The organism is Micromonospora sp. NPDC005087, from assembly GCF_042872965.1.
GTDB lineage: Bacteria > Actinomycetota > Actinomycetes > Mycobacteriales > Micromonosporaceae > Micromonospora.
This window is the reverse complement of the sequence record NZ_JBIALB010000001.1, coordinates 367,365-390,163: the sequence shown is the minus strand read 5'-3', so window position 1 is coordinate 390,163 and position 22,799 is coordinate 367,365. Positions and strand designations below refer to the sequence as shown.

Here is a 22,799-nt window from a genome sequence, read left to right as displayed (position 1 = left end):
AGCGGAGCCAACAGTATCGACCGGGACGCCCTTCGGGCGGGGGCCCGGATGGGCCCGGTGCCACGGCACCCCGGCGTCCGGTCTCGGAGGCAGGAAACCGCTTACCTCTAGGCTATTGACGGTCATCACTGGCTGTCAGTACCGTGATGCGGGCAGCGAGAAAGCGCTTTCCGACCCTCACCGTCCGACAGGGAGCGCCCCCATGCCCAAAACCCTGCGCGCGTTCTGCCTGGCCCTGCTCGCCGTCGCCACCGTGCTGAGCACTACCGCCCCCCTGCCCGCCGAGGCCGCCCCCCGCTTCCGGGTCCTGGTCTTTTCCAAGATCACCAACTTCTACCACGACTCGATCCCGGCCGGCATCGCCGCGATCCAGCAGCTCGGCACCGCCCACAACTTCGAGGTCGTGGCCACCACCGACGCGGGCGCGTTCACCGACGCCAACCTCGCCACCTTCGACGCCCTGGTGTTCAACAACACCAACTCCACACCCGCCTCCGGTGACCTGCTCAACGCCGGCCAGCGGGCGGCCCTGCAGACATTCGTCCGCAACGGCGGCGGTTGGGCCGGCCTGCACGCCGCCTCGGCCAGTGAACGCGACTGGCCCTGGTACGAGGGCCTGGTCGGCACGATCTTCGACTTCCACCCCGACTTCTCCGCCACCGGCGGCACCTACCCCGGCCGGGTGAAGGTCCTCGACCGGGCGCACCCCTCGACGCGGAACCTGCCGGAGCTGTGGGAGCAGAGCGAGGAGTGGTACAACTGGCGGACCAACCCGACCGGCAACGTGCACACCCTCGCGCAGATCAAGGTGCGGGACGGGATCAGCGGGCTGGACGAGGGCGTCGACCACGCGTACTCCTGGTGTCAGCGCTACGACGGCGGCCGTTCCTGGTTCACCGCCGGCGGGCACGCCAGCTCCCGGTTCAGTGAACCGGCGTTCCTGGAGCACCTCCGCTATGGCATCGAGTGGGCCGCCGGCGCGGTCGCCGGCGACTGCTCGGCCTCCGAGACCGGCACCTTCGAGCGGGTGGGACTGGTCACCGAGAACCTCGCCGACCCGTTCGAGCTGGCCGTCGCCCCCGACCGGAAGGTCTACTACATCCAGCGCACCGGCGCGCTGAAGGTCGTCAACCAGGACACCCTCCAGGTCACCACGCTGCTGGACCTCGCGTACACCTCGGCGATGACCGACCAGTCCGACGGTCTGCTCGGCATGACCCTGGACCGCAACTTCGCCAGCAACGGCTGGATCTACCTGCTCTGGTCCGACAAGACCCTGAAACAGCTCAACCTGTCCCGGTTCACGGTCGCCAACAACAGCGTGGCGCTCTCCTCCGAGAAGCGGCTGCTGACGATCCCCACCTACCGTGGCGTGGGCCGGGCGAACTCGCACATGGGCGGCTCGCTCACCATGGACGCCGCCGGGCGGCTCTACGCCGCCATCGGCGACAACACCGATCCGTTCGCCTCCAGCGGATACACGCCGATCGACGAGCAGGCCGGACGGGCCGCCTGGGACGCCCAGGGCACCGCCGGCAACACCAACGACCTGCGCGGCAAGATCCTGCGGATCACCCCGCAGGCGGACGGGACGTACACCATCCCGAGCGGCAACCTGTTCCCGGCCGGCACCGCGAGGACCCGCCCGGAGGTCTACGCGATGGGCATGCGCAACCCGTTCCGGATCACCATCGACCCGCACACCAACGCGCTGCTGGTCGGCGACTACGGCCCGGACGCCCGCGCCGCCGATCCCAACCGCGGTCCGGAGGGGATGGTCGAGTTCAACCGGATCACCGCCGCCGGCAACTACGGCTGGCCGTACTGCGTGGGCAACAACATCCCGTTCAACGACTACAACTTCGCCACCAGCACCCCTGGGGCGAAGTTCAACTGCGCCGCGCCGGTGAACAACTCCCCCAACAACACCGGCCTGACCACCCTGCCGGCGGCGAAGCCAGCGCTGGTCTGGTACGCGTACTCCGCCTCCAGCCAGTTCCCGGAGGTGGGCACCGGCGGGGGCGGGCCGATGAGCGGTCCGGTCTACGACCACGACCCGGCCAACACCCGGACGACGAAGTTCCCGGAGTACTTCGACGGCAAGTGGATCACCTACGAGTTCACCCGCAAGTGGTTCAAGACGCTCTCGATCCACAGGACGGCGCAGACGTTCACCAACGCGCGCTTCGGGCCCACCGCCGTGGGCGACCTCCAGTCGATCAACGGAATCTTCGGCAACATGACCTGGATCCAGCCCTTCGAGGCGGAGTTCGGCCCGGACGGGTCGCTCTACGTCATCGACTTCGGCGAGGGAACCGGCAGCGGCCGCGGCGGCAGCAACGCCGGGGCGGGCATCTACCGCATCGACTACGTGGCGAACGGGAGGCCGCCGACCGCGAAGATCGCCTCCAACCCGGACAGCGGGCGCCCTCCGCTGACCGTGGCCTTCTCCTCGGCCGGCTCGACCGCTGGCGACCGCTCGGCGCTCAGCTACGCCTGGGACTTCACCAACGACGGCACCACCGACTCCACCGCCGCCAACCCGAGCCACACCTACCCGTCGGCGGGGACGTTCACCGCCCGGCTGACCGTACGCAACAGCGGCAACGGGTTGACCGCCAGCGCGGTCACCGACGTGGTGGTCGGCAACACCCGGCCCACGGTGACCATCACGGTGCCCGACGGTGGCTTCTTCGACTTCGGCGACAAGATTCCGTACACGGTGACGGTCACCGACCCGGAGGACGCCACCATCGACTGCGCGAAGGTGACCGTGCAGACCCAGCTCGGCCACGACTCGCACGCCCACCCGCTGGACAACTACACCGGCCGCTCGGGCCTGCTGGCCACCGAGGCGGACGCCGGTGACGGGCACGGACCCGGGCAGAACCTCTACACGGTGGTCACCGCGCAGTACACCGACGGCGGCGCGGCCGGCGGCGTACCGGCCCTGACCGGCTCGACCCGGGCGCAGTTGCAGCCCAAGAGCAAGGAGGCCGAACACCTCAGCGGCCAGTCCGGCATCACGGTGAACGACCGGCCCACCGCCCGCGCCGGCAAGCGACTCGGCGACGTCGACCACAACGACTGGGCGGCGTACGGACCGGTGGACCTGCGCAACATCGGCTCGGCGACGCTCGGGGTGACCAACGGCGGAGTCGGCGGCGACATCGAGCTGCGAACCGGCTCACCCACCGGCACGCTGATCGGCAGGGCCACCATCGGATCGACCGGCGGATGGGACAACCTGGTCTCGCCCACCGTCACGCTGACCAACAAACCCGCCGGCACCACCACCCTGTACGCGAGGTTCGTCAACGCCGCCCAGGTCGGCGGCACCCCGGACCTGCTCTCGCTGGACTGGCTGCGGTTCAACGGGGCCGGTGTCAAGCAGGAGCCCGGCGGGTCGCTCTCCCTCGCGGCCAGCCCCGGCAGCGGCACCGCGCCGCTGACCACCACCCTGACCGCCACCGCGACGGCGCCGTCCGGGCGGAGCATCACCGACTACGCGTGGGACTTCGGCGACAACAGCGCCGTCACGCACGGAGCGACGCTGCGGTCGACCGGCCACAGCTACCCGCGCAAGGGGACCTTCACCGCCCGGGTCACGACCACCTACACCAGCGGGGAGACCCGCTCAGCCAACCTGACCATCACGGTCAACTGACCGTCGAGCGGTGGCGGGCAAACGTCCATCCCGCCCGCCACCGCCCCACGGACAGGTGCGGTTTACTGCCAGGAACTCTGCTGCGTGTAGACGAGGTTGCCGGGAATGACCGTGCCGTCGGTGCTCAACTCGGTGTAGGCCCAGAAGTCACCCTCGGGCAGCGGCTTGTTCGGCTTCAGCGTGAATCCGACCGTCGAACCGCGCTCCACCGTGCTGGGCAGCGTCAGCGTCGCACCCGAATACTTGGCGTTCCGACCGATGATGGCGTGGCTCAGCTGGAAGTCGACGACCGGGCCGCCGGGCAGCTGGGCGAACACGTAGGCGGTGTAGCGCCCCGGCTCGGGCAGGAACTTGTAGGCCTGCTCCGCGCTGGTCCAGAACCTGTCACTGCTGTAGATCAGGGTGTCGCCCTTGTACAGGTAGAGGTCGAGGTTCGTGTTCGGGTCGTCGGTGTTGGCTTCGACAACGATGCCGGCGGTGTTCGCCGGCACGGTGAAGTCGAACTTCCTCACTCCGGTCGCGGTTGGGTCGAAGACGCCGCCGTAGACGCCGGCCGGCATCGAGTACGACTTCCGCTGCATCGGCGTGTAACCGGTGCTGCGACCGTCGAGTGGTCCGGTGAAGCCCGGCTGGAGCGAGCCGAACGCGCCGTTGGTCATCCGGCCGAATTCCTCCCCGTCGTCACCGTACGGTCGGGGGGTGATTCCCCACGGGCGGGCGGTGACCGGGATCCGGGCGTCGTGGGCCTTGCCGCGCCAGGCGATCGACCCGGTCACGTACCGGTCCCAGGGCGCGCTGCCCCGACGCAGGGTGACGGTCACCGTCGCGGACCGGCCCGGCTCTAGCGTCACCGATGCCGGCGTCACGGTGACCTTCATACCGTCCAGTCCGGACACCGACGAGCGGTAGGTCTCCCGCGCCTTGCTCACGTTGGTCAGGGTGCGGGTGAGGGTCACCGGCCGGGTCCCGTCGTACTCGCGCAACGAGATGGCCGGCAGGTTGAGCGCCTTACCGTCGGGCTGGGCCGTCTCGCTGAACTCGATCAGGTCTGCCGCGGTCGGCTCGATGACCAGTCCCGGGTCGGTGGCTCCGGCCAGGTTGATGAAACCGCTGCCCTGGTCCAACGGACTGCTGGTGCCGACGGTGTCGGTGGCGGTGGTCCGCAGTGCCGAGGAGACCGCGCCCGGTGACCAGGTCGGATGCGTGGCGCGCAGGATCGCCGCCGCGCCGGCCACGTACGGCGAGGCCATCGAGGTGCCGGAGTACGCGTCGTAGTTCCGCCCGAAGTTGCCGGGCGGTGCGACCGCGGCGATGATGTCCGAACCCGGCGCGACCAGGTCCGGCTTGAGGATGCCGGTGGCCACCTTGTCCGGACCGGTGGAGGAGAAGTCCGCGACGCTGGGTACGCCCGGCACGCTGGAGCCGTCGCCGCCGCTGCGCAGAGACACCTTCGCGTCGGTGGGGTGGCGCATCAGATAGTTGAACAACGTGCCGGCCTGCTTCTCGGTCGGCAGGTAGACGACCGGGAAGTTGAAGATCGAGTTGATCCGGTAGTTGCCGACGGGGTCGAACAGCACCATCGCCGCCCCGCCCTTGGCCTTGATCTCGGCGGCGGAACCGAACGTGTCGGACAGCGCGCAGGCGACCACTTTGCCCTTGATCTTGGCAGGGTCGAGGCTGCCCGGTTCGCAGTACACCGAGCCCTCCGCCGATCCGGCCTGCTCACCGAAGACCATCGGCAGCGAGTTGCCACCGGGCAGAGCGTCCAGCGAGCCGCCGACGAGCTTCGTGCCGTCACCCAGTTTGACGGTCGCTTCGTCGAGGTTCGTCACCGCCGCGCCGACCGTGGTCACCCAGGGCGCCGCGTTGCTGATCGCCCCGCTGACGATGCCGGTGTTTCCCGCCGACGCCGCCACGAAAACTCCGGCCAGCGACGCGTTGAGGAACGCGACGCCGATGGGGGTGTTGGCTTCCCAGTCGCCGAGATCGGAGCCGATCGAGAAGTTCAGCACCTGCACACCGTCGGAGACGGCCGCGTCGATGCCGGCGATGATGTCGGCGTCGTAGCCCATCCCGCCCCACAGCACCTTGTAGACAGCGATCTGGGCGTCCGGCGCGACCCCGGAGACGGGACCGAAGCGGCGGCCGTCGATCGTGACGTTCGACAGCGGCAGACCCGCCGCCGTGGACGCGGTGTGCGTGCCGTGACCGGCCATGTCGCGGGCGGACAGGACCTCACCCTCCGGGATTGAGCCACCGTAGGCGAGCCACGAATCGGCGAAGTACCGAGCGCCGACGATCTTGCCGTTGCAGTGCTCGGCCACGAAGGCGACGCCAGTCTGGCAGGTGCCGCGCCAGGTCGCCGGGGCGGTCATCCGCTTGGCGAACGACGCGCTCTCCGGCCAGATGCCGGTGTCCAGGACGCCGATCACCATGCCCGCGCCCGTGCCGGGGCCGGGCTTGACCGGTTTGCCGGCGACGCCTGATGCCACCGGCTGGTCCGGCTCGCCAGGAGCGGTGGCGGTCGGGGTGCCGGCGGTCGGGTTGGTCGGCGTCGCGGCCGGCAGAGCCGTTCGGGTGCCGAGCGCCCGCGAGGCGGTGACGGCGCGCACCCGCTTGTCCGCCCGCAACGTGGTCACCTGCTGGGCGGTCAGCTTCGCCGAGAACCCGTTGAAGGCGGTGGTGTACGCGGCGGTGACCTGGACCCCGGCCGCGGCAGCGACGGCGTTGCGCTGCGCGTCGAGGTGTCCGCGGTAGGCGCGTGACGGTGCCGACGTCACGTCCAGCCGGTCACCCGCCTCCGGACGGGTTCGCGCCAGCCCGGACACGCCACCGGCGTACGAGGTCAAGGGATCCTCGGCCAGTTCGACGATGTACATGCCCGGACGGGTCTCGTCCACCGTGGCTCGCTGGCTGGCCGCGTTCTTGCCGTCGGGCCGGCGATCGGCGCCGTCGGTCAGGGTGACTCTCTTGTCGGAACCGGGGGTGAAGTATCCGGCGGCGCTGCTGCCGCTGCCCGTCGGCCCTACCGGGGCCGCCGACGCCGATCCCGCGACACCGGTGGTGCCGGCGATCACGGCGAGGACCAGCGTCGGTAGCGCCAGTCTTCGCAGCCTGTCTCCGCTCGTGCTTGTAGCCACGAGGCTCCTTTCGATGACTCCCTTGTGGAGCGTTCTTACGATCACGACCCGCGCCTGGGAGCGCTCCCCCGCCTAGGCCGCCGAGAGTTGATCGGCGGTTTGGGGAGTGGTACGGATCGCTGGTGCGTATAAGATCATGATCCGTCAGCCGAGACCAGATGCGCGTTTCCTCGGTGCCGCCAGAGCACAGTGCACACCCCGGCGAGGGCCAGTCCGAGCAGCGGAGCGACGCCGACCCCGGCGAGCGTGCAGGCCACCGCCAGCAACGCCGGCGGCACCCAACACCAGGCGGGCACGGTACGCGGCGCGCGACCGCGCCGACGTGCCGCCGCTTCCACGGCTATCGGCACCACCAGCACCGGCAGCGCAGCGGCCAGGAGCGTCAGCCAGGGCAGCACGAGGCGGTCGAAGCGCGCCACCGCGAGCAGCCCGCCGAGCACCGCGACGCCGAGCATCGCCGTGCGCGCCGGCACCCGCGGCGTCAGGCCACGCAACGCCAGCGCCCCGGAGTACGTGGTGGTCAGCGCGGCGGCGAAGACCGCCACGGCGACGAAGAGATTCGCGTACGCGGCCAGCCCCGAGCCGGCGGCGAGCAGCGCGACCACGTCCGCCGAACCGGTCCGCAGCCACAGGCCCGCACCGGCCACCACCCCGAGCAGCGCCGGCCCGAGCAGCAGCCCCACACACCAGGCCAGGTCCCGCCGCCGGGCCAGGCCGACGCTGAAGTCCGGCGCGCGCAACGCGAAGACCGCCACGTAGCCGATCATCGCGGCGGCGTCGGCGAGACCACCGGCGGCGACGCGGACCGGCGCGCCCGGCGGCGGCAGGACGATCAGGCACCAGCCGACCAGCACCACCGCGCTGAGCGTGGTGAGCACCGCGACCCGGTTGCCGAACCGGGCCGGCGCCCAGGAGACGACGAGGACGGCGACCTCCAGCAACGCCGGCCCGACCCAGCCGGGCAGGTGTGTCAGCGCCGCCAGGGACGCGCCGCCGAGCCCGACGTTGAAGCCGTTCCAGCCGACCATCGACACGGTCAGCACGGCCGCCAGCAGCATCCGCGAGGTGTTCCCCAGGTACGCGGGCAGCACCGCGGTCAACGTTCCGCCGTCGCCGAGCGGCCGGCGCAGCCCGATCCGGCCCTGCCCCCAGAGCAGCGCCGCCATCAGGGCGCCACCGACCAGCAGCCCGGCCACCGGCACCGCGCCACCGTGCCGGGCGGCCATCGCCGCGCCGAGCACCAGTGTCGCCGGGGCGGTGCCGATGCCGAGCCACGCCCCGATCGCCGCCGGCCACCGGCGTTGCGGAGCCTCAGGCAACGTGGTGCAGGTAGCCGGCGATCGCCGCGTCCAGCACCTCCGCGCCGGGACGTGCCCACACCTCGGCGGAGAAGACCTCCACCTCGATCGGGCCGAGGTAGCCGGCCGCGTCCACCGCCTCGCGCAGCCGGCGCAGCTCGATGCACCCGTCGCCGGGCAGGGCCCGACCGAGCAGCACCCCCTCCGGCAGCGGGGTCACCCAGTCGCAGACCTGGAAAATGGCGATCCGGGCGCCGGCCCGGTCGATCTGCGCGTACACGGTGTCGTCCCACCAGACGTGGTACGCGTCCACGACCACGCCCACCACCGCCGGGTCGAAGCGCTCGGCGATGGCCAGCGCCTGGCCGAGTGTGGCGATCACGCAGCGGTCGGCGCAGAACATCGGGTGCAGCGGCTCGATGGCCAGCCGTACGCCGGCCGCCGCCGCGTGTGGGGCCAGTTCGCCGATCGCGTCGGCGACCCGGCGCCGGGCGCCGTCGATGTCCCGGCTGCCCTCCGGCAGCCCTCCGGACACCAGCACCAGCTCGGGGGCGCCCAGGGTGGCCGCCTCCTCGATGGCCCGCAGGTTCTCCGCGCTCCAGTCGTCGGCCTGGAAGAAGCCACCCCGGCACAGCGACGTGACGGCGAGGCCGGCGTCACGGACCAGCTTCGCCGAGCGGGCCAGCCCGTACTCGGCGACCGGCTCCCGCCACAGCCCGATGCCCGGCACCCCGGCCGCGACGCAGCCGGCCACCACCTCGGGCAACGGCCAGTGCTGGGCGGTGGCCTGGTTGAACGAGAAACGCTCCAGCCCGCTCACTGAGCTGGCTTCCGTTCGCGACTGCGGGGCTCGCAACACCGGCTCACTCCTCGCGCTCACTGGGCAACTCCCGCCACGGTGAACAGCGCCCGGGCGCGGGTGGCGGCCAGCTCGGCGTCGGGCAGCAGCCCGGCGGCGTCGGCCAGGGTGAGCAGGGTGGCCAGGTGGGCCGGCGACCGGCCGGACTGCGCGCCGCCGACCATGGTGAAGTGGCCCTGGTGCCCGGCCAGCCAGGCCAGGAACACGATCCCCGTCTTGTAGTGCCAGGTCGGCGCCGCGAACAGGTGCCGCGCCAGCGGCACGGTCGGCGCGAAGATCTCGTCGTACGCGGCCAGGTCGCCCCGGTCCAGGGCGGCCAACGCGGCGGCGGCGGCTGGCGCGATGGCCGCGAACACCCCGAGCAGCGCGTCGGAGTGGCCCACCTCGTCACCGCGGATCAATTCCGGGTAGTGGAAGTCGTCGCCGGTGTAGAGCCGTACCCCGGCCGGCAGCCGGCGGCGCAGCGCGACCTCCCGCCCGGGGTCGAGCAGCGACACCTTGATTCGGTCCACCTTGGACTGGTGCGCCTTGATCAGCTCGACCACCGTGTCGGCGGCCAGGTCCAGGTCGACCGCACCCCAGTAGCCGGTCAGCGCCGGGTCGAACATCGGGCCCAGCCAGTGCAGCACCACCGGCTCCTCGGCGGCGGTCAGCAGGTCGTCGTACACCCGTAGGTAGTCCTCCGGGCCGCGGGCCGCGGCCGCAAGGTGCCGGCTGCACATCAGCACCGGTTGGGCGCCGGCCGCCCGCACGTCGTCCAGCTGCTCCCGGTAGGCCACGGTGACCGCCGTCAGGGTGGCCGGGCCGGCCGGCAGCTGGTCGGTGCCGACCCCGGCGACGATCCGCCCGCCCACCGCGCGGGCCTCGGCGGCGCTGCGCCGGATCAACTCCCGGGTGGCCGGGTAGTCCAGCCCCATCCCCCGCTGGGCGGTGTCCATCGCCTCGGCGACGCCCAGCCCGTACGACCAGAGGTGCCGCCGGAAGGCGAGGGTGGTGTCCCAGTCCACCGCCGCCGGTGCGCCCGGCACGTTCTCCGCGCTCGGGTCGGCCACGACGTGCGCGGCGGCGTACGCGATCCGGCTGGTCGCCGGGGCGGCCGGACGGGGGAATCCGCGCCCTCCGGCCAGCCGGTGCCGCCGGCCCCCGGGCAGCACCACCTCCGCCGTCATGAGGTCAGCTCCGGCACCTCGACCCGGACGCCCTCACGGGCCGAGCGCAGCCCCAACTCGGCGAGCTGCACGCCGCGTGCGCCGGCTAGGAAGTCCCAGCGGAACGGCTCACCGGCCACCACGTGCCGCAGGAACGCCTCCCACTGCACCTTGAAGCCGTTGTCGAACTCCTCGTTGTCGGGTACCTCCGTCCACTGTGCCCGGAAGTCCTCGGTGACTGGGAGGTCCGGGTTCCACACCGGCTTCGGGGTGACCGCCCGGTGCTGCGCCCGGCAGCGGCGCAGCCCCGCCACCGCGCTGCCCTCGGTGCCGTCGACCTGGAACTCCACCAGCTCGTCGCGGTACACCCGCACGCACCAGGACGAGTTGAGCTGCGCGATCACCCCACCGTCGAGTTCGAAGATGCCGTACGCGGCGTCGTCGGCGGTCGCCGGGTAGCTGCGGCCCGCCTCGTCGACCCGCTCGGGCACGTGGGTGGCGGTCACGCAGGAGACGGCGTTGACCCGGCCGAACAGCTCCTCCAGCACGTAGTGCCAGTGCGGGAACATGTCGACCGTGATGCCGCCGCCGTCCTCGGCCCGGTAGTTCCAGGACGGACGCTGGGCCGGCTGCCAGTCGCCCTCGAAGACCCAGTAGCCGAACTCGCCGCGCACCGAGAGGATCCGGCCGAAGAAGCCGCCGTCGATGAGCCGCTTGAGCTTGCGCAGCCCGGGCAGGAAGAGTTTGTCCTGCACCACGCCGGTGCGTACCCCGGCGGCGTCGGCGGCACGGGCCAGGTCGAGCGCGCCCGCGGTGTCCTCAGCCAGGGGCTTCTCCGTGTAGATGTGCTTGCCGGCGTCGATGGCCTGCCGGATCGCCTTCTCCCGCTGCTGGGTGACCTGGGCGTCGAAGTAGATCTCGACGTCGTCCCGGGCCAGCGCCGCGGTCAGGTCGGTGGTCCAGTCGGTCAGCCCGTGCCGTTCGGCGAGCTCACGGAGCTTCGTCTCGTTGCGCCCGACCAGGACCGGTTCCGGCCAGATGGTCGTGCCGTCGGCCAACGTCACGCCGCCGGCTTCGCGGATGGCCAGCAGCGAGCGGACGAGGTGCTGCCGGTAGCCCATCCGTCCGGTCACGCCGTTGACGATGATGCCGATCGACCTGCGGGTCATGATGTTCCTTCCGTCGTGCTGGTCGTACCGATGCGGGCTCAGTGGTTGGCGGCCGCGCTGCCGAGCAACCCGCGCAGGTCGGTGGCGAGCCGGTCGAAGCGGGGATCCGACATCACCTGCGCGTAGTCGCGGTGCGCCGGCAGGTCGACCGGGAAGGTGCGGATGATCCGGCCGGGTCGGGCGCTCATCACCACGACCCGGGTGCCGAGGAAGACCGCCTCGGCGATGGAGTGGGTCACCAGCACCACCGTGGTGCCGGTCTCCCGCCAGATCCGGTGCAGCTCGGCGTTCATCTGCTCGCGGGTCAGCGCGTCCAGGGCACCGAAGGGCTCGTCCATGAGCAGCACCGGCGGGGAGTGCAGCAGCGCGCGGCAGAGTGCCACCCGCTGCTGCATGCCGCCGGAGAGCTCGTGCGGCAGCGCCTTCTCGAAGCCGGTCAGGCCGGTCATCTCGATCAGCTCGTCCGCCCGGCGGGCCGCCTGCGCCCGGTCCATGCCGCGCATCTCGGCCTGGAGCAGGATGTTGGCCCGCGCGCCGCGCCACTCGAGCAGCGCGGCCTTCTGGAAGACGAAGCCGATCTCCTTCTGCGGGCCGGCTACCGGGCGGTCCAGCAGCGACACCTCGCCGCTGGTCGGCCGGACCAGCCCGGCGACGATCTTCAGCAGGGTGGACTTGCCGCAGCCGGACGGACCGACGATGGTGACGAACTCCCCCGGCTGGATGTCCAGCGACACGTCGTCCAGCGCGGTGGTCTGCGACCGCCGCGAGCTGAACCGCACGGTCAGCCCGGACATCCCGATGGCGGTGCCGGCCCGGGCCGGCGCGGCGGTCACCGGGTCACCCCTGGGCCGCGTACGAGGCGTCCCAGTACGCGTTGGGCGCGCCCGGGTCCTTCAGCTCCGCGTAGCGGGACATCAGGTCGATGGTCTCGCTCCACTGGGCGTCGGTGTTCACGCCGGGCGGGCCGTCGGAGCCGATCAGCGGCAGGTTGAGGGTGAGCTGCTTGGTGAGGACCTCGGGCGCGGGCTCGTTCTCGGCCAGAGCGGTCATCGCGCTCACCGCACCGGCCGGGTCGCGGGCGGCCTCGGCCCAGGACTTCTGCGTGGCCCGGACGAACTTGCGGGCCAGCTCGGGGTCCTTCTGCAGGGTCTGGGTGTTGGCGATCAGGCCGGTGCCGAGCAGGTTCATCCCGTAGTCGGCGAAGAGCAGCACGTCGACCTTCTTGCCGGTCTTGCTCTCGATGGTGGGCGCCTGGTCGTGGAAGAAGCCCATGATGGCGTCGACCCTGCCCTCGGCCAACGCCGCGATCTTGCCGGCGGCGTCCACGTTGACCACCTTGACGTCGCTCTGCTTCAGGCCGTTCTTCTCCAGCCAGGCCGGGAAGGTCGCGTAGAGGGCGTCGCCGGGGGTGCCGCCGACGGTCTTGCCCTTGAGGTCGGCTGGGCTCTTGATGTTCTCCTCCGCGAAGAACTCCACCGAGGAGGGGCCCTTCTCCAGGTACGCGCCGAGGCTGCGCACCGGCATCCCGCTGGCCACGGACTTGAGCAGCACCGGGCTGTCCGCCCAGCCGAAGTCGGTCTGCTTCTGGGCGACCTGCTTGACGGTGTTGCCGGAGCCGTTGCCCGGCAGGATCTTCAGGTCGATGCCCTCGGCGGAGAAGAAGCCCTTCTGGAGCCCGTAGTAGAACGGGGCGTGCTCGCCGTACGGCACCCAGTTGAGGGTGAGGGTGACCTGCTTGCTGCCGTCGGTGCCGCCGTCGGAGGAGTCGTCCCCGCCGCAGCCGGTGGCGGCGAACAGCAGGGCGACGGTGGCCAGGATGGTGGTGGCGGTGCGTTTCATCGGTGCCTCCGTGATGGGGTCGGTCAGGAGGTGGTGAGCGGTACGCCGGCCCGACGGCTGGCGTGCCAGGGAATGAGCAGTGCCTCGGCGATCTCGACCAGGACGAACAGGACGATGCCGATGGCGGACATCAGGATCAGGTCGGCGAACAGCAGCGGGGCGTCGAGGTTGCCGTTGGCCAGCAACAGGACGTAGCCGAGCCCTTCGCTGGCGCCGACGAACTCACCGACCACGGCGCCGACCACCGCGAGGGTGACCGCCACCTTGAGGCCGGCCATCAGGTGTGGCAGCGCGTTCGGGAAACGGATCTTGCGGAAGGTGCGCCACGGCCCGGCGCCCATCGTGGCGGCGAGGTCGAGCAGCTCCGGGTCGGTGGAGCGCAGCCCGGCCACGCCGGAGATGACCACCGGGAAGAACGCGATGAGCACCGCCAAAATGATCTTCGGGGTGAGGCCGAGACCGAACCAGACCACCAGTAGTGGTGCGATGGCGATCTTCGGGATGACCTGCGCGAACAGGACGATCGGATAGAGCGCCTTGTCCAGGGTGCGCGAGTAGGCGATGGCGACCGCGGTGGCCAGCCCCAGCGCGGCGGCCAGCACGAAGCCGAGCACCGTCTCGTAGAGGGTGACCATGGTGTGCCGGGCCAGCTCGGACCACTGCTGCGTCATCGTGGTCCAGACCTGGCCGGGGGTCGGCACCAGATAGTTGGGCACGTACTCCCGGGCGGCCACGAACCACCAGGCGGCGAAGAACGCCGCCAGCACCAGCGCCGGGCGCCAGAGCGAGTCGGCGAGGGCCAGTGCACGCCGGCCGAGCGTCGGTCGTGGCGGGCGGCCGCCGGTGCCCGGTGGCGGACCGCCCACTGCGGACGGAGTCGCGCCGTCGACGGAAGCCGGCCCACCGACGGACCCGGGCGGGAGCGAGGAAGCGGCAATTTGTTCGCCGCTCGCCGCCTCGGTGGCGGCTTGCTGACCCGCCGCGTCCAGAGCGTTGTCGGTCACGCGGAACCTCCTCGAAGCCCGGCATGGCATGGCACCGACGGACCGGGCCGGTCGGCGTATCAGGCAAACGCTTTCCAGGAGCGTAGGCGGCTCCCCGACACCAGGCAAGGCCTTTCCTGGGTCTGTTCGCCGCTACGCCAGGTCCGCCCGCGATCGTGGCCTCCGAGATCGACTCGACTTCCAGGGAACCGGGCCATCGTCTGCCCTCGATCACCCCGGCTTCAAGGAAACCGAGCCGATCAACCACGACGTAGCGCGGACCGTCCGAGAAGGACGGCCAGCTAACCGCGCCGTCAGATGGCCGCCGGATAGGTGTCGAGCAGGCCGCACATGCCCAGCCGGCCCCGCTCGACCGGCTCGTCCACCGCGTACACCCCGGCCTCGCCCAGGTGCCCGGCATCGCCCCGGCCGAGGGCGTCGAGCTGCTCGCCGGTCCCGGCGGCGGCCCGGCCCGCGCCGGCCGCCCAGCGCTCCCGCCAGCGCGCCAGCAACGGCTGACGCAGCGCCACCGCGGCGGAGTGGAAGGCGGCGAGCGCCGCAGGTCCGCCCGCCCGCAGCGCCTGGAAGCCGGTCACCGCCAGATCCCGCCGCCGGTACGCGGCGGTCACGTCGGCGCCCGGCGCTCCCCCGTCGGGCAGCGCCGCGGCGGCGGCGTACGCGGCCGGGTCGGCCAGCACCTCAGGCGGGAAGGTGAGCACGGCATCGCCGGCCTCGGGCAGGCCGCTGTTCTGCATGAGCACCACGATGGTCAGACCCCCGCCGTTGACGAGGCGGTGCACGGTGCCCGGCTCGAACCAGACCACCGCACCCGGCCGCAGCGGGGTCTCCCGGTAGCCGCCGGCGGCGGTGAGGGTCTGCACCGCGCCCTCGCCGCCGGTCACCACGTACCCCTCGGTGCAGCACAGGTGCACGTGCGGGGTGCCGCCGACCACGCCGTCCGGCGCGGGGGTGTCGTAGACGCGTAGCCGGGAGAGCCCAACCCCGCCGGGCAGCGGGGCGGCGAAGCGTTCCGACACGGCGGGCCTCCCTGCGGGAAAGGGCTTTCTCTGCGGTACCGTGACGCTAGCCGGCGCGGCGAAACGCCGTCAACAGACCGAGGGGGCGGGCCATGGCCACCCTGTCCGACGTGGCGCGGCGCGCGGGCGTCTCGCCCGCCACCGCCTCCCGCGTGATCAACGGCAGCAGTAAACCCGTCACCGACGAGCTGCGCGAGCGGGTGCTCGCCGCCGTCGCCGAGTTGCAGTACGTGCCGAACGCGCACGCCCAGTTGCTGGCCCGCTCGCACCGCAGCGCGGTCGGCGTGATCGTGCACGACGTCTCCGACCCGTACTTCGCCGAGATCACCCGTGGGCTGCAACGCGTCGCCACCGACCAGGGCCGGCTGCTGATGATCTGCAACAGCTACCGCGACCCGGACCGCGAGTTGGAGTACGTGGAGCTGCTGCGCGGCCACCAGGTGGCGGCGCTGATCCTGGCCGGTTCCGGCTACCACGACGACGCGTTCACCCGGCAGCTCAACGAGAAGCTCGCCGCGTACGAGGCGACGGGCGGGCGGGTCGCGGTGATCGGCCGGCACGAGCACTCCGGCGACGCGGTGATGCCGGACAACCGGGCCGGCGGCTACCTGGCCGGGCGGGAGCTGTGCGAGCTGGGCCACCGGGCGATCGGCGTGGTGGCCGGTCCGCGCATCCTCACCACCACCACCGACCGGCTGGCCGGGCTCCGGCAGGCCCTCGCCGAGCAGGGCCGTGACCTGCCCGAGCGGCGGATCCGGTACGCCGAGTTCGACCGCGACGGCGGCGCCGAGGCCACCGCCCGGCTGCTCGACGCCGACCCGGAGCTGACCGCGATCGTGGCGCTCAACGACTCGATGGCCATCGGCGCGCTCGCCACCCTCCGGGCCCGATCGCTGGCGGTGCCGCAGCGGGTCTCCGTGGTGGGCTTCGACGACATGCCGATCGCCCGGGACGTGACTCCGGCGTTGACCACCGTGCGGCTGCCGTTGGTCGCCATGGGGGTCCGGGCGATGTCCCTGGTGCTCGGCGCGGAGGCGCCGGCGCCCCGCGTCGAGGTGCTTCCCGCCGAGCTGATCCGCCGGGACACCGCCGGCCCCGCCCTTCGGTCCACGTTGGACGCGACCGGCGCGGCGCCGCGCGCGCGTCGGGGTGACGCCGGCTCGTGACCGTGGCGAGCCCGACCCAGCGTCCGCTCACGATGGACGACGTGACGTACCTGGTCCGTGCGTCGTTCGGCCCGCACACGCGGGTACGCGACGGCGGCCCACTGACCGGCGGCGGCTACGCCACGGTCTGGTGGGCGCTGCTCGACGACGACCGCAGGGTGGTGCTGAAGCTGGCCCCGCCGGCCGGTACGCGGCTGCTGCGCTACGAGCGCGGGCTCTGCACGGCCGAGGCGCGGTACTTCCGGCTGGTCACCGAGCGGGCACCGGGGGTGCCCGTTCCTCCGGTGCTGCACCACGGCGCCGACCCGGCGTACGGCGAGTGGCTGGTCACCGGAATGCTGCCCGGCCGGTCACTGCGCCAGTTGGCCGAGGCCGGCGCGGCGGTCGACGACGGCTCGGCGCGGTACGACCTCGGCGCGGCCCTCGCCGCGCTGCACCGGGTCACCGGCGACCGGTTCGGTTATGACGGCGACCGGGCCAGCGGGGCGACCTGGCGAGCGGCGTTCACCGGGATGCTCGACGCGCTCCTCGCCGACGCCGCCGACTGGGACGTCCGGCTGCCGGTCACCCCGGACCGGTTGCGCGCGCTGGTCGGGCGGCACGCCGGCGCGCTGGACGAGGTACGCCGGCCGGCGCTGCTGCACTTCGACTGCTGGGACGGCAACGTGCTGACCGTGCCCGGCCCGGACGGCCGGCTGCAGTTGAGCGGGCTGGTGGACGGCGAACGGTTCCTGCACGGCGATCCGCTGCTGGATCTGGTCTCTCCGCTGCTCTACCGGCGGATCGAGGACGAGCCGGAGCATCCACTGCTGCGCGGCTACCGTGCCGCGGCCGCCGAGCCGCTGGTGCTGGACGCGGCGGCCCGCCGCCGGCTCGGTCTCTACCGGCTGCATCTGTACCTGCTGATGACGGTGGAGATGCCGAGCCGGGGCATGACCGCGCGGAGCCATCCTGGCCGGCATGCCCGGCTGGCGGCCCTGCTGGACGAGGAGATCGCCGCGCTCGTCCGGGACTGACGCGCGGGTCTCGTCACTACCCATGCTTCGCACCGGGTGTGCCGCACGGATGCGCCTCGGCACAACGGATTGTCCCGGGCCCGTCCCGGGCTTAACCTCCCCCGGTGCAGATTCGGGAGTTCGTCGACCAGGACTGGTCGCAGGTGTGGCCGATCATCGAGGAGGTGATCCGGGCACAGGAGACCTTCCCCTACGATCCCGCGATGACCGCCGAGCAGTCGTATGGCATGTGGGCGGAGGCGGCGCCGGGGCGGACCGTCGTGGCGGTCGACGGCACGCGGGTGCTCGGCACCGCGAAGATGGGCACCAACCGACCCGGGCCGGGCTCGCACGTGTCCACCGCGAGCTTCATGGTCGCCGCCGACGCGCGCGGGCGGGGCGTGGGCACCGCCTTGTGCCGAGACGCCGTGGTTTGGGCGCGCCACCAGGGGTACGTCGGGATGCAGTTCAACGCCGTGGTGGAGAGCAACCGATCGGCGGTCGAGCTGTACCGCCGGGAGGGCTTCGAGGTGGTCGGCACGGTGCCGGGCGCGTTCCGTCACCCCACCCTCGGCCGGGTCGGCCTGCACGTCATGTACCAGGAGCGGTGACCGGGCCTGCGGGTGCGGCGGAAACGCTGGCGGGTGCGTGGCCCTGCCAGGTGCCTGTCGAGCTGCCCCACAACTGGGGCAGCTCGACAGGCAGCCGTGGAACAGGCCGACTCGGAGGACGACGACCCGGGGTGGAGCCGGGGCTAACCGGCCCCTCCTACCGGGACGGCGACGGGCGACCGATGCGGCTCCGCGCCGGCTCGGCGGATCGGCGTGAACAGGCCACCGATCGCGACCAGCAGACATCCCGCCCCCGACACGATGGCGACCGCCGCGACGCCGTACCGGGCGGCGGCCCAGGTCAACGCGACCGCACCGGCCGGCCCGAGGGCGTAGTGCGTGCTCCAGAACGCCGAGGTGACCCGGCCGAGCAGATGATCAGGAGTGATCTCCTGGCGCAGGGACATCGAGCAGATCCCGCCCACGCTCAGGCAGCACAGGTACACGGCGGTGAGCGCGGTGACCGTCGGCACCGACGTCGCGAGGCCGACGCCCGCCACGGCGAGACCGCAGATCGCGTGCGCGCTGATCCAGGTGACGCCGAAGCCGCGCCGGCGGCGCAGCGGGGCCACCAGGAGCGCCCCGGCGATGGTGCCCACCGCCGCCAGGCCGAGCACCGTGCCGACGGTGCCCTCGGATCCGCCGAGGTCGTGCGTGACGTGGTAGATCAGCACGTCGGTGAAGCCGTAGGTCAGGAAGATGAAGACCGACAGCAGCACCGTCAGCGCACGGAGCACGGGTTGGCGCCACAGGAACCGCGCCCCGGCCAGGAACTCGACCAGCGGTCGCTGCCGGGTCAGCGGGGCGGCGTCGTCGGCCTGGACGGGTCGCAGCCGGATCAGCCACAGGCCGACCGCGGAGGCCGCGAAGCTCGCCGCGTTGACGGCGATCGCCACCGCCGGACCGAACCGGGCCGACACCACGCCGGCGAGCAGCGGCCCGAGCACGGCCGCTGCCGCGTACGTCGCCTGCAACCGGCCGTTGGCCTCGGTGATCCGGTCCCGGTCGACCAGGTTGCGGACCGCGGTCACCGCGGCGACCTGGAACATCATCCCGGCCGCCTCGCAGATCGGCAGCACGACGAAGAGCAGCCAGACCTGCGGCCCGGCGAGCCAGGCCAGTGGCACCAGGCCGTAGAGCACCAGGCGGGTGAGGTCGGCCACGATCATCAGGGTCCGCCGGTCGTACCGGTCGACCAGCACGCCGCCGAAGATCCCGGCGACGACGGACGCCGCGCCCGCGACGGCGGTGAGCAGGCCCATCCGGGCCACCGACCCGGTCGCCTGGAGCACCAGCAGCGGCACCGCGAGGAACGCGAACGAGTCGCCGGCCGCGGAGAGCGACTGCGCGATCCAGTACGTACCGAATGTGCGGTCCCGCCACAACGGAGGCCGGACCGCACCGGCAGGTCGGCTCATGGCGACGAGGGTAGTGGGCGCGGCCGCCCGCATCGGCTGTGCCGGGCGTCACACCAACCCATGTCACGAATCGTCGGGCGACACGCATCTCGTGGTCGTCACCCAACGAGAGAGGCCAGACGATGAGCACATCGCACGACGCAGGCACGGCCACCACGCACCGCGTGCTGGTCCTGGGCGCGGGGTACGCGGGCATGGCCGCGGCGATCCAGCTCGCGGCCCGCACCAGGGGACGCGCCGACGTGCAGGTCACCCTGGTGAACGCGCAGGAGCGGTTCACCGAACGGTTGCGGCTGCACATGGTGGCGACCGGGCAGCACCTGCTCGAGATGAACATTCCGGCGCTCCTGGCCGACACGGGCGCGCAGTTCGTCCGCGGCTGGGTCACGGCGGTGGACCCGAACGCGAAGACCGTCCGGATCGACGACAGTCGGGTGCTGCACTACGACACGCTGGTGTACGGGTTGGGCAGCGTGGCCGACACGGCGCTGGTGCCGGGGGTCGAGGAATACGCGTACACCCTGGACAGCGCCGACGACGCGGCGTCGCTGGCCGACCGGCTGGCGCGGCTCGCCAGCGGCACGGTCGTGGTCGCTGGCAGCGGCCTGACCGGTGTCGAGTCGGCCGCGGAGATCGCCGAGTGGCACCCGCAGCTGAACGTCGTGCTGGTGGGCCGGCAGGAACCGGGCGCCACCATGAACCCCAGGGCCCGGGCGTATCAGCGGGCGGCGCTCGAACGTCTCGGTGTCCAGGTGCGCAGCGGGACGGCGGTGACGAAGGTGCTGCCCGATTCGGTCGAGCTGGCGGGCGAGGCGACCATCGCGGCCGACGTCGTCCTGTGGACCGGCGGTACGCGGGTGTCACCGCTGGCGGCCGCCGCGGGCCTGACCGTCGACCAGGGCGGTCGTGTCGTCACCGACGCCACACTGCGGTCGGTGTCGCACCCGGACGTGTACGCGATCGGCGACGCGGCCGCGATCCGGCAGGGTTACGGCGTCATGCACGGCACCTGCCAGAGCGGCATGCCGACCGGCGTGCACGCGGCGGTGTCGATCGTCCGCGCGCTGGACGGCAAGCTGCCCAGGCCGTTCCGGTTCGGTTACTACCACACCCCGGTGAGCCTGGGACGGCATGACGCGGTCGTGCAGTTCACCCACCCCGACGACAGCCCCCGACGGGCGTGTCTGACCGGCCGCGCGGCCATCTGGTACAAGGAGACGGTGAGCGCATCCCCCTGGCCGACGTACCGCCGCATGGTGAAGCTGCCCTCCTCCGGCGCGTTCTGGCCGCGCGGTGGTCGCTTCACCCGCCTCCGGGACGCGCGGTGACCCGCCCCTACTCGGACGTCGACCAGCAGGTGTTCCACCGCCATCGCAACCTGCTGTTCTCGGTCGCCTACCGCATCCTCGGCTCCGCGGCCGACGCCGAGGACGCCGTCCAGGACGCGTGGATCAAATGGTCCGGGGCCGACCGCGCCCAGGTGGCCGACCCCAAGGCGTACCTGGCGCGCATCGTCGCGAATCTGGCGTTGCAGCGCCTGCGCTCCAGCCAGCACCAACGTGAGACCTACGTGGGTCCTTGGCTTCCCGAACCCGTCCTGACCGAGGGCGACACCGCCGATGCCGTCACCGACGCCGAGTCGGTGTCGATGGCGATGCTGGTGGTGCTGGAGACGCTCAGCCCGCTGGAACGCGCGGTGTTCGTCCTGAAGGAGGTCTTCGACTTCAGCCACGCCGAGATCGCGGTGGCGGTGGAACGCTCCGAGGCCGCCGTACGCCAGGCCGCGCACCGCGCTCGGGAGCACGTGCGCGCCCGGCGACCACGCTTCACCGCGGACCGGTCGCAGCAGCGCGGAGTCACCGAGCGGTTCCTCGCCGCCGCGACCGGCGGCGACATCAACACCCTGCTGGAGTTGCTGTCGCCGGACGTCACGTTGTGGACCGACGGCGGCGGCAAGGTCCGCCAGGCCCTGCGCCCGATCGTGGGCGCGGAGACGGTCGCCGCCTGGTTCGCGGCCATCGGCACCGTCACCTACCAGGGTGTCCGACCCGATGACATGCGCGCCGCCCTGGTCGAAATCAACAACGGGCCGGGCGTGGTGTTCAGCGGTGCGGGCCGGGTGATCGCCACCGTCACCTTCGACATCGGCGCTGACGGCCGCATCACCACCATTCACAACGTCGCCAACCCCGACAAGCTCCGGGCCGTCGGCGACGGCGCCACCCGCGACCTCACGACGAGCTGAGCCGGCCGCGGGAAGGATCCCGGCGGCCGGCCCCGGATCGGTGTGAGACGTGGTCAGCGCTGGCGCAGGGGTGCGAGCGCGGTGCTCCAGGCCACGACCTGGTCGAGGGTGACGCCGAGCGCGTCCCGCTGGTGCTCGTTGGGCTTGAAGACGCTGAAGTTCTCGAAGTCGGTGAAGAGCGACAGCGCGACCTGGGACCGCACGTCGGCCATCTGGAGCTCAGCGGAGATCAGCCGCAGGTGCTCGACGGCCCGCGCACCGCCGACCGAGCCGTAGCTGACGAAGCCGACGGCCTTGTTGTTCCACTCGGCGTAGAGGAAGTCGATGGCGTTCTTCAGGGCGCCCGAGGTGGAGTGGTTGTACTCGGGCGTGACCATCACGAACCCGTCGAACGACGCGATGGTCTCGGCCCAGCGCAGCGTGTGCGGCTGGGTGTACTGGCCCATCGCCGGCGGGTACGCCTCGTCGAGGTGCGGCAGGTTGTGGTCGAGCAGGTCGATCAGCTCGAACTCCGCGTCGGAGCGCTGCTTGGCGACCTCGAGGACCCAGCGGGCGACGGCTTCGCCGTTACGGCCCGGGCGGGTGCTCCCGAGGATGATCCCGATCCTGGTCATGGTTGCGCCTTTCAGAAGTCCTTGCCTGGCGACGAGAACGCTAGCCATTTGTTGCTTCGTCAAGCAACCTCCTGATCCATGTCGAGCATCACAGCGAGGGCGAGCAGTTGCTCGGTCAAGCAACTAGGATGGGGGCATGTCCGGCAACTCCGCAGAACCCCTTCGCCCCCTCAACCCCGACGAGGAAGCCCTGGTCCGCTCCCTGGGCCAGCTGATGTTCGTCCTGCCCCGGGCCATCGACGCCGACATGACCGGCGACCGTCAGCTGCCGCTGACCGAGTACACGGCCCTCCGGGTCCTCTCCGAGGCGCCGGGCCGGCAGCTGCGGATGCACGAACTCGCCGCGGAATGCCAGCTCTCGCTCAGCGGGATGACGCGCACCATCATCCGGCTGGAGACGCAGGGCCTGGTCGAGCGGGTCCGCAGCGAGCAGGACGCCCGCGGCTGGAACGCCGTCCTCACCGACGCCGGCTTCGCCCGGTTGGAAGAGTCCTGGCCGAGCCACCTGACCGCCGTGCGGCGGCGGTTCCTGGACCACCTCGAGGGCGTCGATCTCGTCCAGCTGGCCCGTGCGTTCCGGCAGATCGGCACGGCTGACTGAGCCGGGTGC

At 71.9% G+C, this 22,799-nt stretch carries 18 protein-coding genes; 7 read left to right on the top strand and 11 right to left on the bottom strand.

The features are described 5' to 3' along the window. The first annotated feature begins 202 nt into the window (after positions 1-202). Entirely contained in the window at positions 203-3,667 is a 3,465-nt protein-coding gene (locus ACFYPS_RS01790) for a ThuA domain-containing protein (RefSeq protein WP_387322280.1), read from the top strand. 62 nt (positions 3,668-3,729) lie between these two features. Here ACFYPS_RS01790 and ACFYPS_RS01785 read toward each other — a convergent pair whose 3' ends face one another. The 9 genes from ACFYPS_RS01785 to ACFYPS_RS01745 form a co-directional block, all read right to left on the bottom strand. Continuing rightward, entirely contained in the window at positions 3,730-6,807 is a 3,078-nt protein-coding gene (locus ACFYPS_RS01785) for a S8 family serine peptidase (protein ID WP_387322278.1), read from the bottom strand. A 134-nt stretch (positions 6,808-6,941) separates the two neighbouring features. After that, positions 6,942-8,126, bottom strand: a complete 1,185-nt coding sequence (locus ACFYPS_RS01780; protein ID WP_354962365.1) for a hypothetical protein — start codon at positions 8,124-8,126, stop codon at positions 6,942-6,944. Further along, on the bottom strand, positions 8,119-8,916 hold the full coding sequence (locus ACFYPS_RS01775; RefSeq protein ID WP_354962587.1) for a sugar phosphate isomerase/epimerase: 798 nt from the start codon (positions 8,914-8,916) through the stop codon (positions 8,119-8,121). Before ACFYPS_RS01775 ends, ACFYPS_RS01780 begins: the two co-directional genes overlap by 8 nt. A gap of 65 nt (positions 8,917-8,981) precedes the next feature. Next, positions 8,982-10,133, bottom strand: a complete 1,152-nt coding sequence (locus ACFYPS_RS01770) for a dihydrodipicolinate synthase family protein (protein WP_354962366.1) — start codon at positions 10,131-10,133, stop codon at positions 8,982-8,984. After that, positions 10,130-11,281: a Gfo/Idh/MocA family oxidoreductase gene (locus ACFYPS_RS01765; RefSeq protein WP_354962367.1), complete on the bottom strand. Its 1,152-nt coding sequence runs from the start codon at positions 11,279-11,281 to the stop codon at positions 10,130-10,132. The genes ACFYPS_RS01770 and ACFYPS_RS01765 overlap by 4 nt, the downstream gene beginning before the upstream one ends. 38 nt (positions 11,282-11,319) lie before the next feature. Next, the gene (locus ACFYPS_RS01760) at positions 11,320-12,075 is read right to left on the bottom strand and encodes an ABC transporter ATP-binding protein (protein WP_387322808.1); all 756 of its coding nucleotides are present in this window, start codon (positions 12,073-12,075) and stop codon (positions 11,320-11,322) included. 43 nt (positions 12,076-12,118) lie between these two features. Next, positions 12,119-13,120 (bottom strand): ABC transporter substrate-binding protein, encoded by a 1,002-nt coding sequence (locus ACFYPS_RS01755; protein WP_354962369.1) that lies wholly within the window; start codon positions 13,118-13,120, stop codon positions 12,119-12,121. Between the two features lie 23 nt (positions 13,121-13,143). Next, the gene (locus ACFYPS_RS01750; RefSeq protein WP_354962370.1) at positions 13,144-14,124 is read right to left on the bottom strand and encodes an ABC transporter permease; all 981 of its coding nucleotides are present in this window, start codon (positions 14,122-14,124) and stop codon (positions 13,144-13,146) included. A 293-nt stretch (positions 14,125-14,417) separates the two neighbouring features. Continuing rightward, positions 14,418-15,140: a cupin gene (locus ACFYPS_RS01745; RefSeq protein WP_354962371.1), complete on the bottom strand. Its 723-nt coding sequence runs from the start codon at positions 15,138-15,140 to the stop codon at positions 14,418-14,420. Between the two features lie 92 nt (positions 15,141-15,232). Between ACFYPS_RS01745 and ACFYPS_RS01740 the strand changes: the two genes are divergently transcribed. The 3 genes from ACFYPS_RS01740 to ACFYPS_RS01730 all read left to right on the top strand — a co-directional run bounded on the left by ACFYPS_RS01740 (position 15,233) and on the right by ACFYPS_RS01730 (position 17,912). Continuing rightward, positions 15,233-16,306: a LacI family DNA-binding transcriptional regulator gene (locus tag ACFYPS_RS01740; RefSeq protein WP_354962372.1), complete on the top strand. Its 1,074-nt coding sequence runs from the start codon at positions 15,233-15,235 to the stop codon at positions 16,304-16,306. A gap of 32 nt (positions 16,307-16,338) precedes the next feature. After that, a complete protein-coding gene (locus ACFYPS_RS01735) occupies positions 16,339-17,322 on the top strand; it encodes a phosphotransferase family protein (RefSeq protein ID WP_387322274.1) in 984 nt (327 codons plus the stop codon). Positions 17,323-17,426: 104 nt separating this feature from the next. Continuing rightward, complete coding sequence (locus tag ACFYPS_RS01730; protein ID WP_354962374.1) at positions 17,427-17,912, top strand: GNAT family N-acetyltransferase; 486 nt, start codon at positions 17,427-17,429, stop codon at positions 17,910-17,912. A 143-nt stretch (positions 17,913-18,055) separates the two neighbouring features. On the opposite strand, the gene ACFYPS_RS01725 is transcribed toward ACFYPS_RS01730, so the two are convergent. Further along, positions 18,056-19,330 (bottom strand): MFS transporter, encoded by a 1,275-nt coding sequence (locus ACFYPS_RS01725; RefSeq protein ID WP_354962375.1) that lies wholly within the window; start codon positions 19,328-19,330, stop codon positions 18,056-18,058. Between the two features lie 122 nt (positions 19,331-19,452). Between ACFYPS_RS01725 and ACFYPS_RS01720 the strand changes: the two genes are divergently transcribed. Together ACFYPS_RS01720 and ACFYPS_RS01715 are read left to right on the top strand one after the other, a co-directional pair. Further along, positions 19,453-20,658 carry an FAD-dependent oxidoreductase gene (locus tag ACFYPS_RS01720; protein WP_354962376.1) on the top strand — a complete coding sequence of 402 codons (1,206 nt, stop codon included), beginning with the start codon at positions 19,453-19,455 and terminating at the stop codon, positions 20,656-20,658. Further along, positions 20,655-21,575 (top strand): RNA polymerase sigma-70 factor, encoded by a 921-nt coding sequence (locus ACFYPS_RS01715; protein WP_354962378.1) that lies wholly within the window; start codon positions 20,655-20,657, stop codon positions 21,573-21,575. Before ACFYPS_RS01720 ends, ACFYPS_RS01715 begins: the two co-directional genes overlap by 4 nt. 53 nt (positions 21,576-21,628) lie before the next feature. Here the strand turns inward: ACFYPS_RS01715 and ACFYPS_RS01710 are convergent, their stop codons facing one another. Beyond that, on the bottom strand, positions 21,629-22,189 hold the full coding sequence (locus ACFYPS_RS01710; protein WP_354962379.1) for an NAD(P)H-dependent oxidoreductase: 561 nt from the start codon (positions 22,187-22,189) through the stop codon (positions 21,629-21,631). A 136-nt stretch (positions 22,190-22,325) separates the two neighbouring features. On the opposite strand from ACFYPS_RS01710, the gene ACFYPS_RS01705 reads away from it, so the two are divergent. Beyond that, complete coding sequence (locus ACFYPS_RS01705; protein WP_354962380.1) at positions 22,326-22,790, top strand: MarR family transcriptional regulator; 465 nt, start codon at positions 22,326-22,328, stop codon at positions 22,788-22,790. Positions 22,791-22,799 lie beyond the last annotated feature (9 nt).

Bases quoted from the DNA above. Each gene is read 5' to 3' on its own strand.
- ACFYPS_RS01725 (WP_354962375.1), bottom strand. From the start codon at position 19,330: ATGAGCCGACCTGCCGGTGCGGTCCGGCCTCCGTTGTGGCGGGACCGC.
- ACFYPS_RS01710 (WP_354962379.1), bottom strand. From the start codon at position 22,189: ATGACCAGGATCGGGATCATCCTCGGGAGCACCCGCCCGGGCCGTAAC.
- ACFYPS_RS01740 (WP_354962372.1), top strand. From the start codon at position 15,233: ATGGCCACCCTGTCCGACGTGGCGCGGCGCGCGGGCGTCTCGCCCGCC.
- ACFYPS_RS01705 (WP_354962380.1), top strand. From the start codon at position 22,326: ATGTCCGGCAACTCCGCAGAACCCCTTCGCCCCCTCAACCCCGACGAG.
- ACFYPS_RS01760 (WP_387322808.1), bottom strand. From the start codon at position 12,075: ATGTCCGGGCTGACCGTGCGGTTCAGCTCGCGGCGGTCGCAGACCACC.
- ACFYPS_RS01735 (WP_387322274.1), top strand. From the start codon at position 16,339: ATGGACGACGTGACGTACCTGGTCCGTGCGTCGTTCGGCCCGCACACG.
- ACFYPS_RS01720 (WP_354962376.1), top strand. From the start codon at position 19,453: ATGAGCACATCGCACGACGCAGGCACGGCCACCACGCACCGCGTGCTG.
- ACFYPS_RS01755 (WP_354962369.1), bottom strand. From the start codon at position 13,120: ATGAAACGCACCGCCACCACCATCCTGGCCACCGTCGCCCTGCTGTTC.
- ACFYPS_RS01770 (WP_354962366.1), bottom strand. From the start codon at position 10,133: ATGACGGCGGAGGTGGTGCTGCCCGGGGGCCGGCGGCACCGGCTGGCC.
- ACFYPS_RS01765 (WP_354962367.1), bottom strand. From the start codon at position 11,281: ATGACCCGCAGGTCGATCGGCATCATCGTCAACGGCGTGACCGGACGG.
- ACFYPS_RS01790 (WP_387322280.1), top strand. From the start codon at position 203: ATGCCCAAAACCCTGCGCGCGTTCTGCCTGGCCCTGCTCGCCGTCGCC.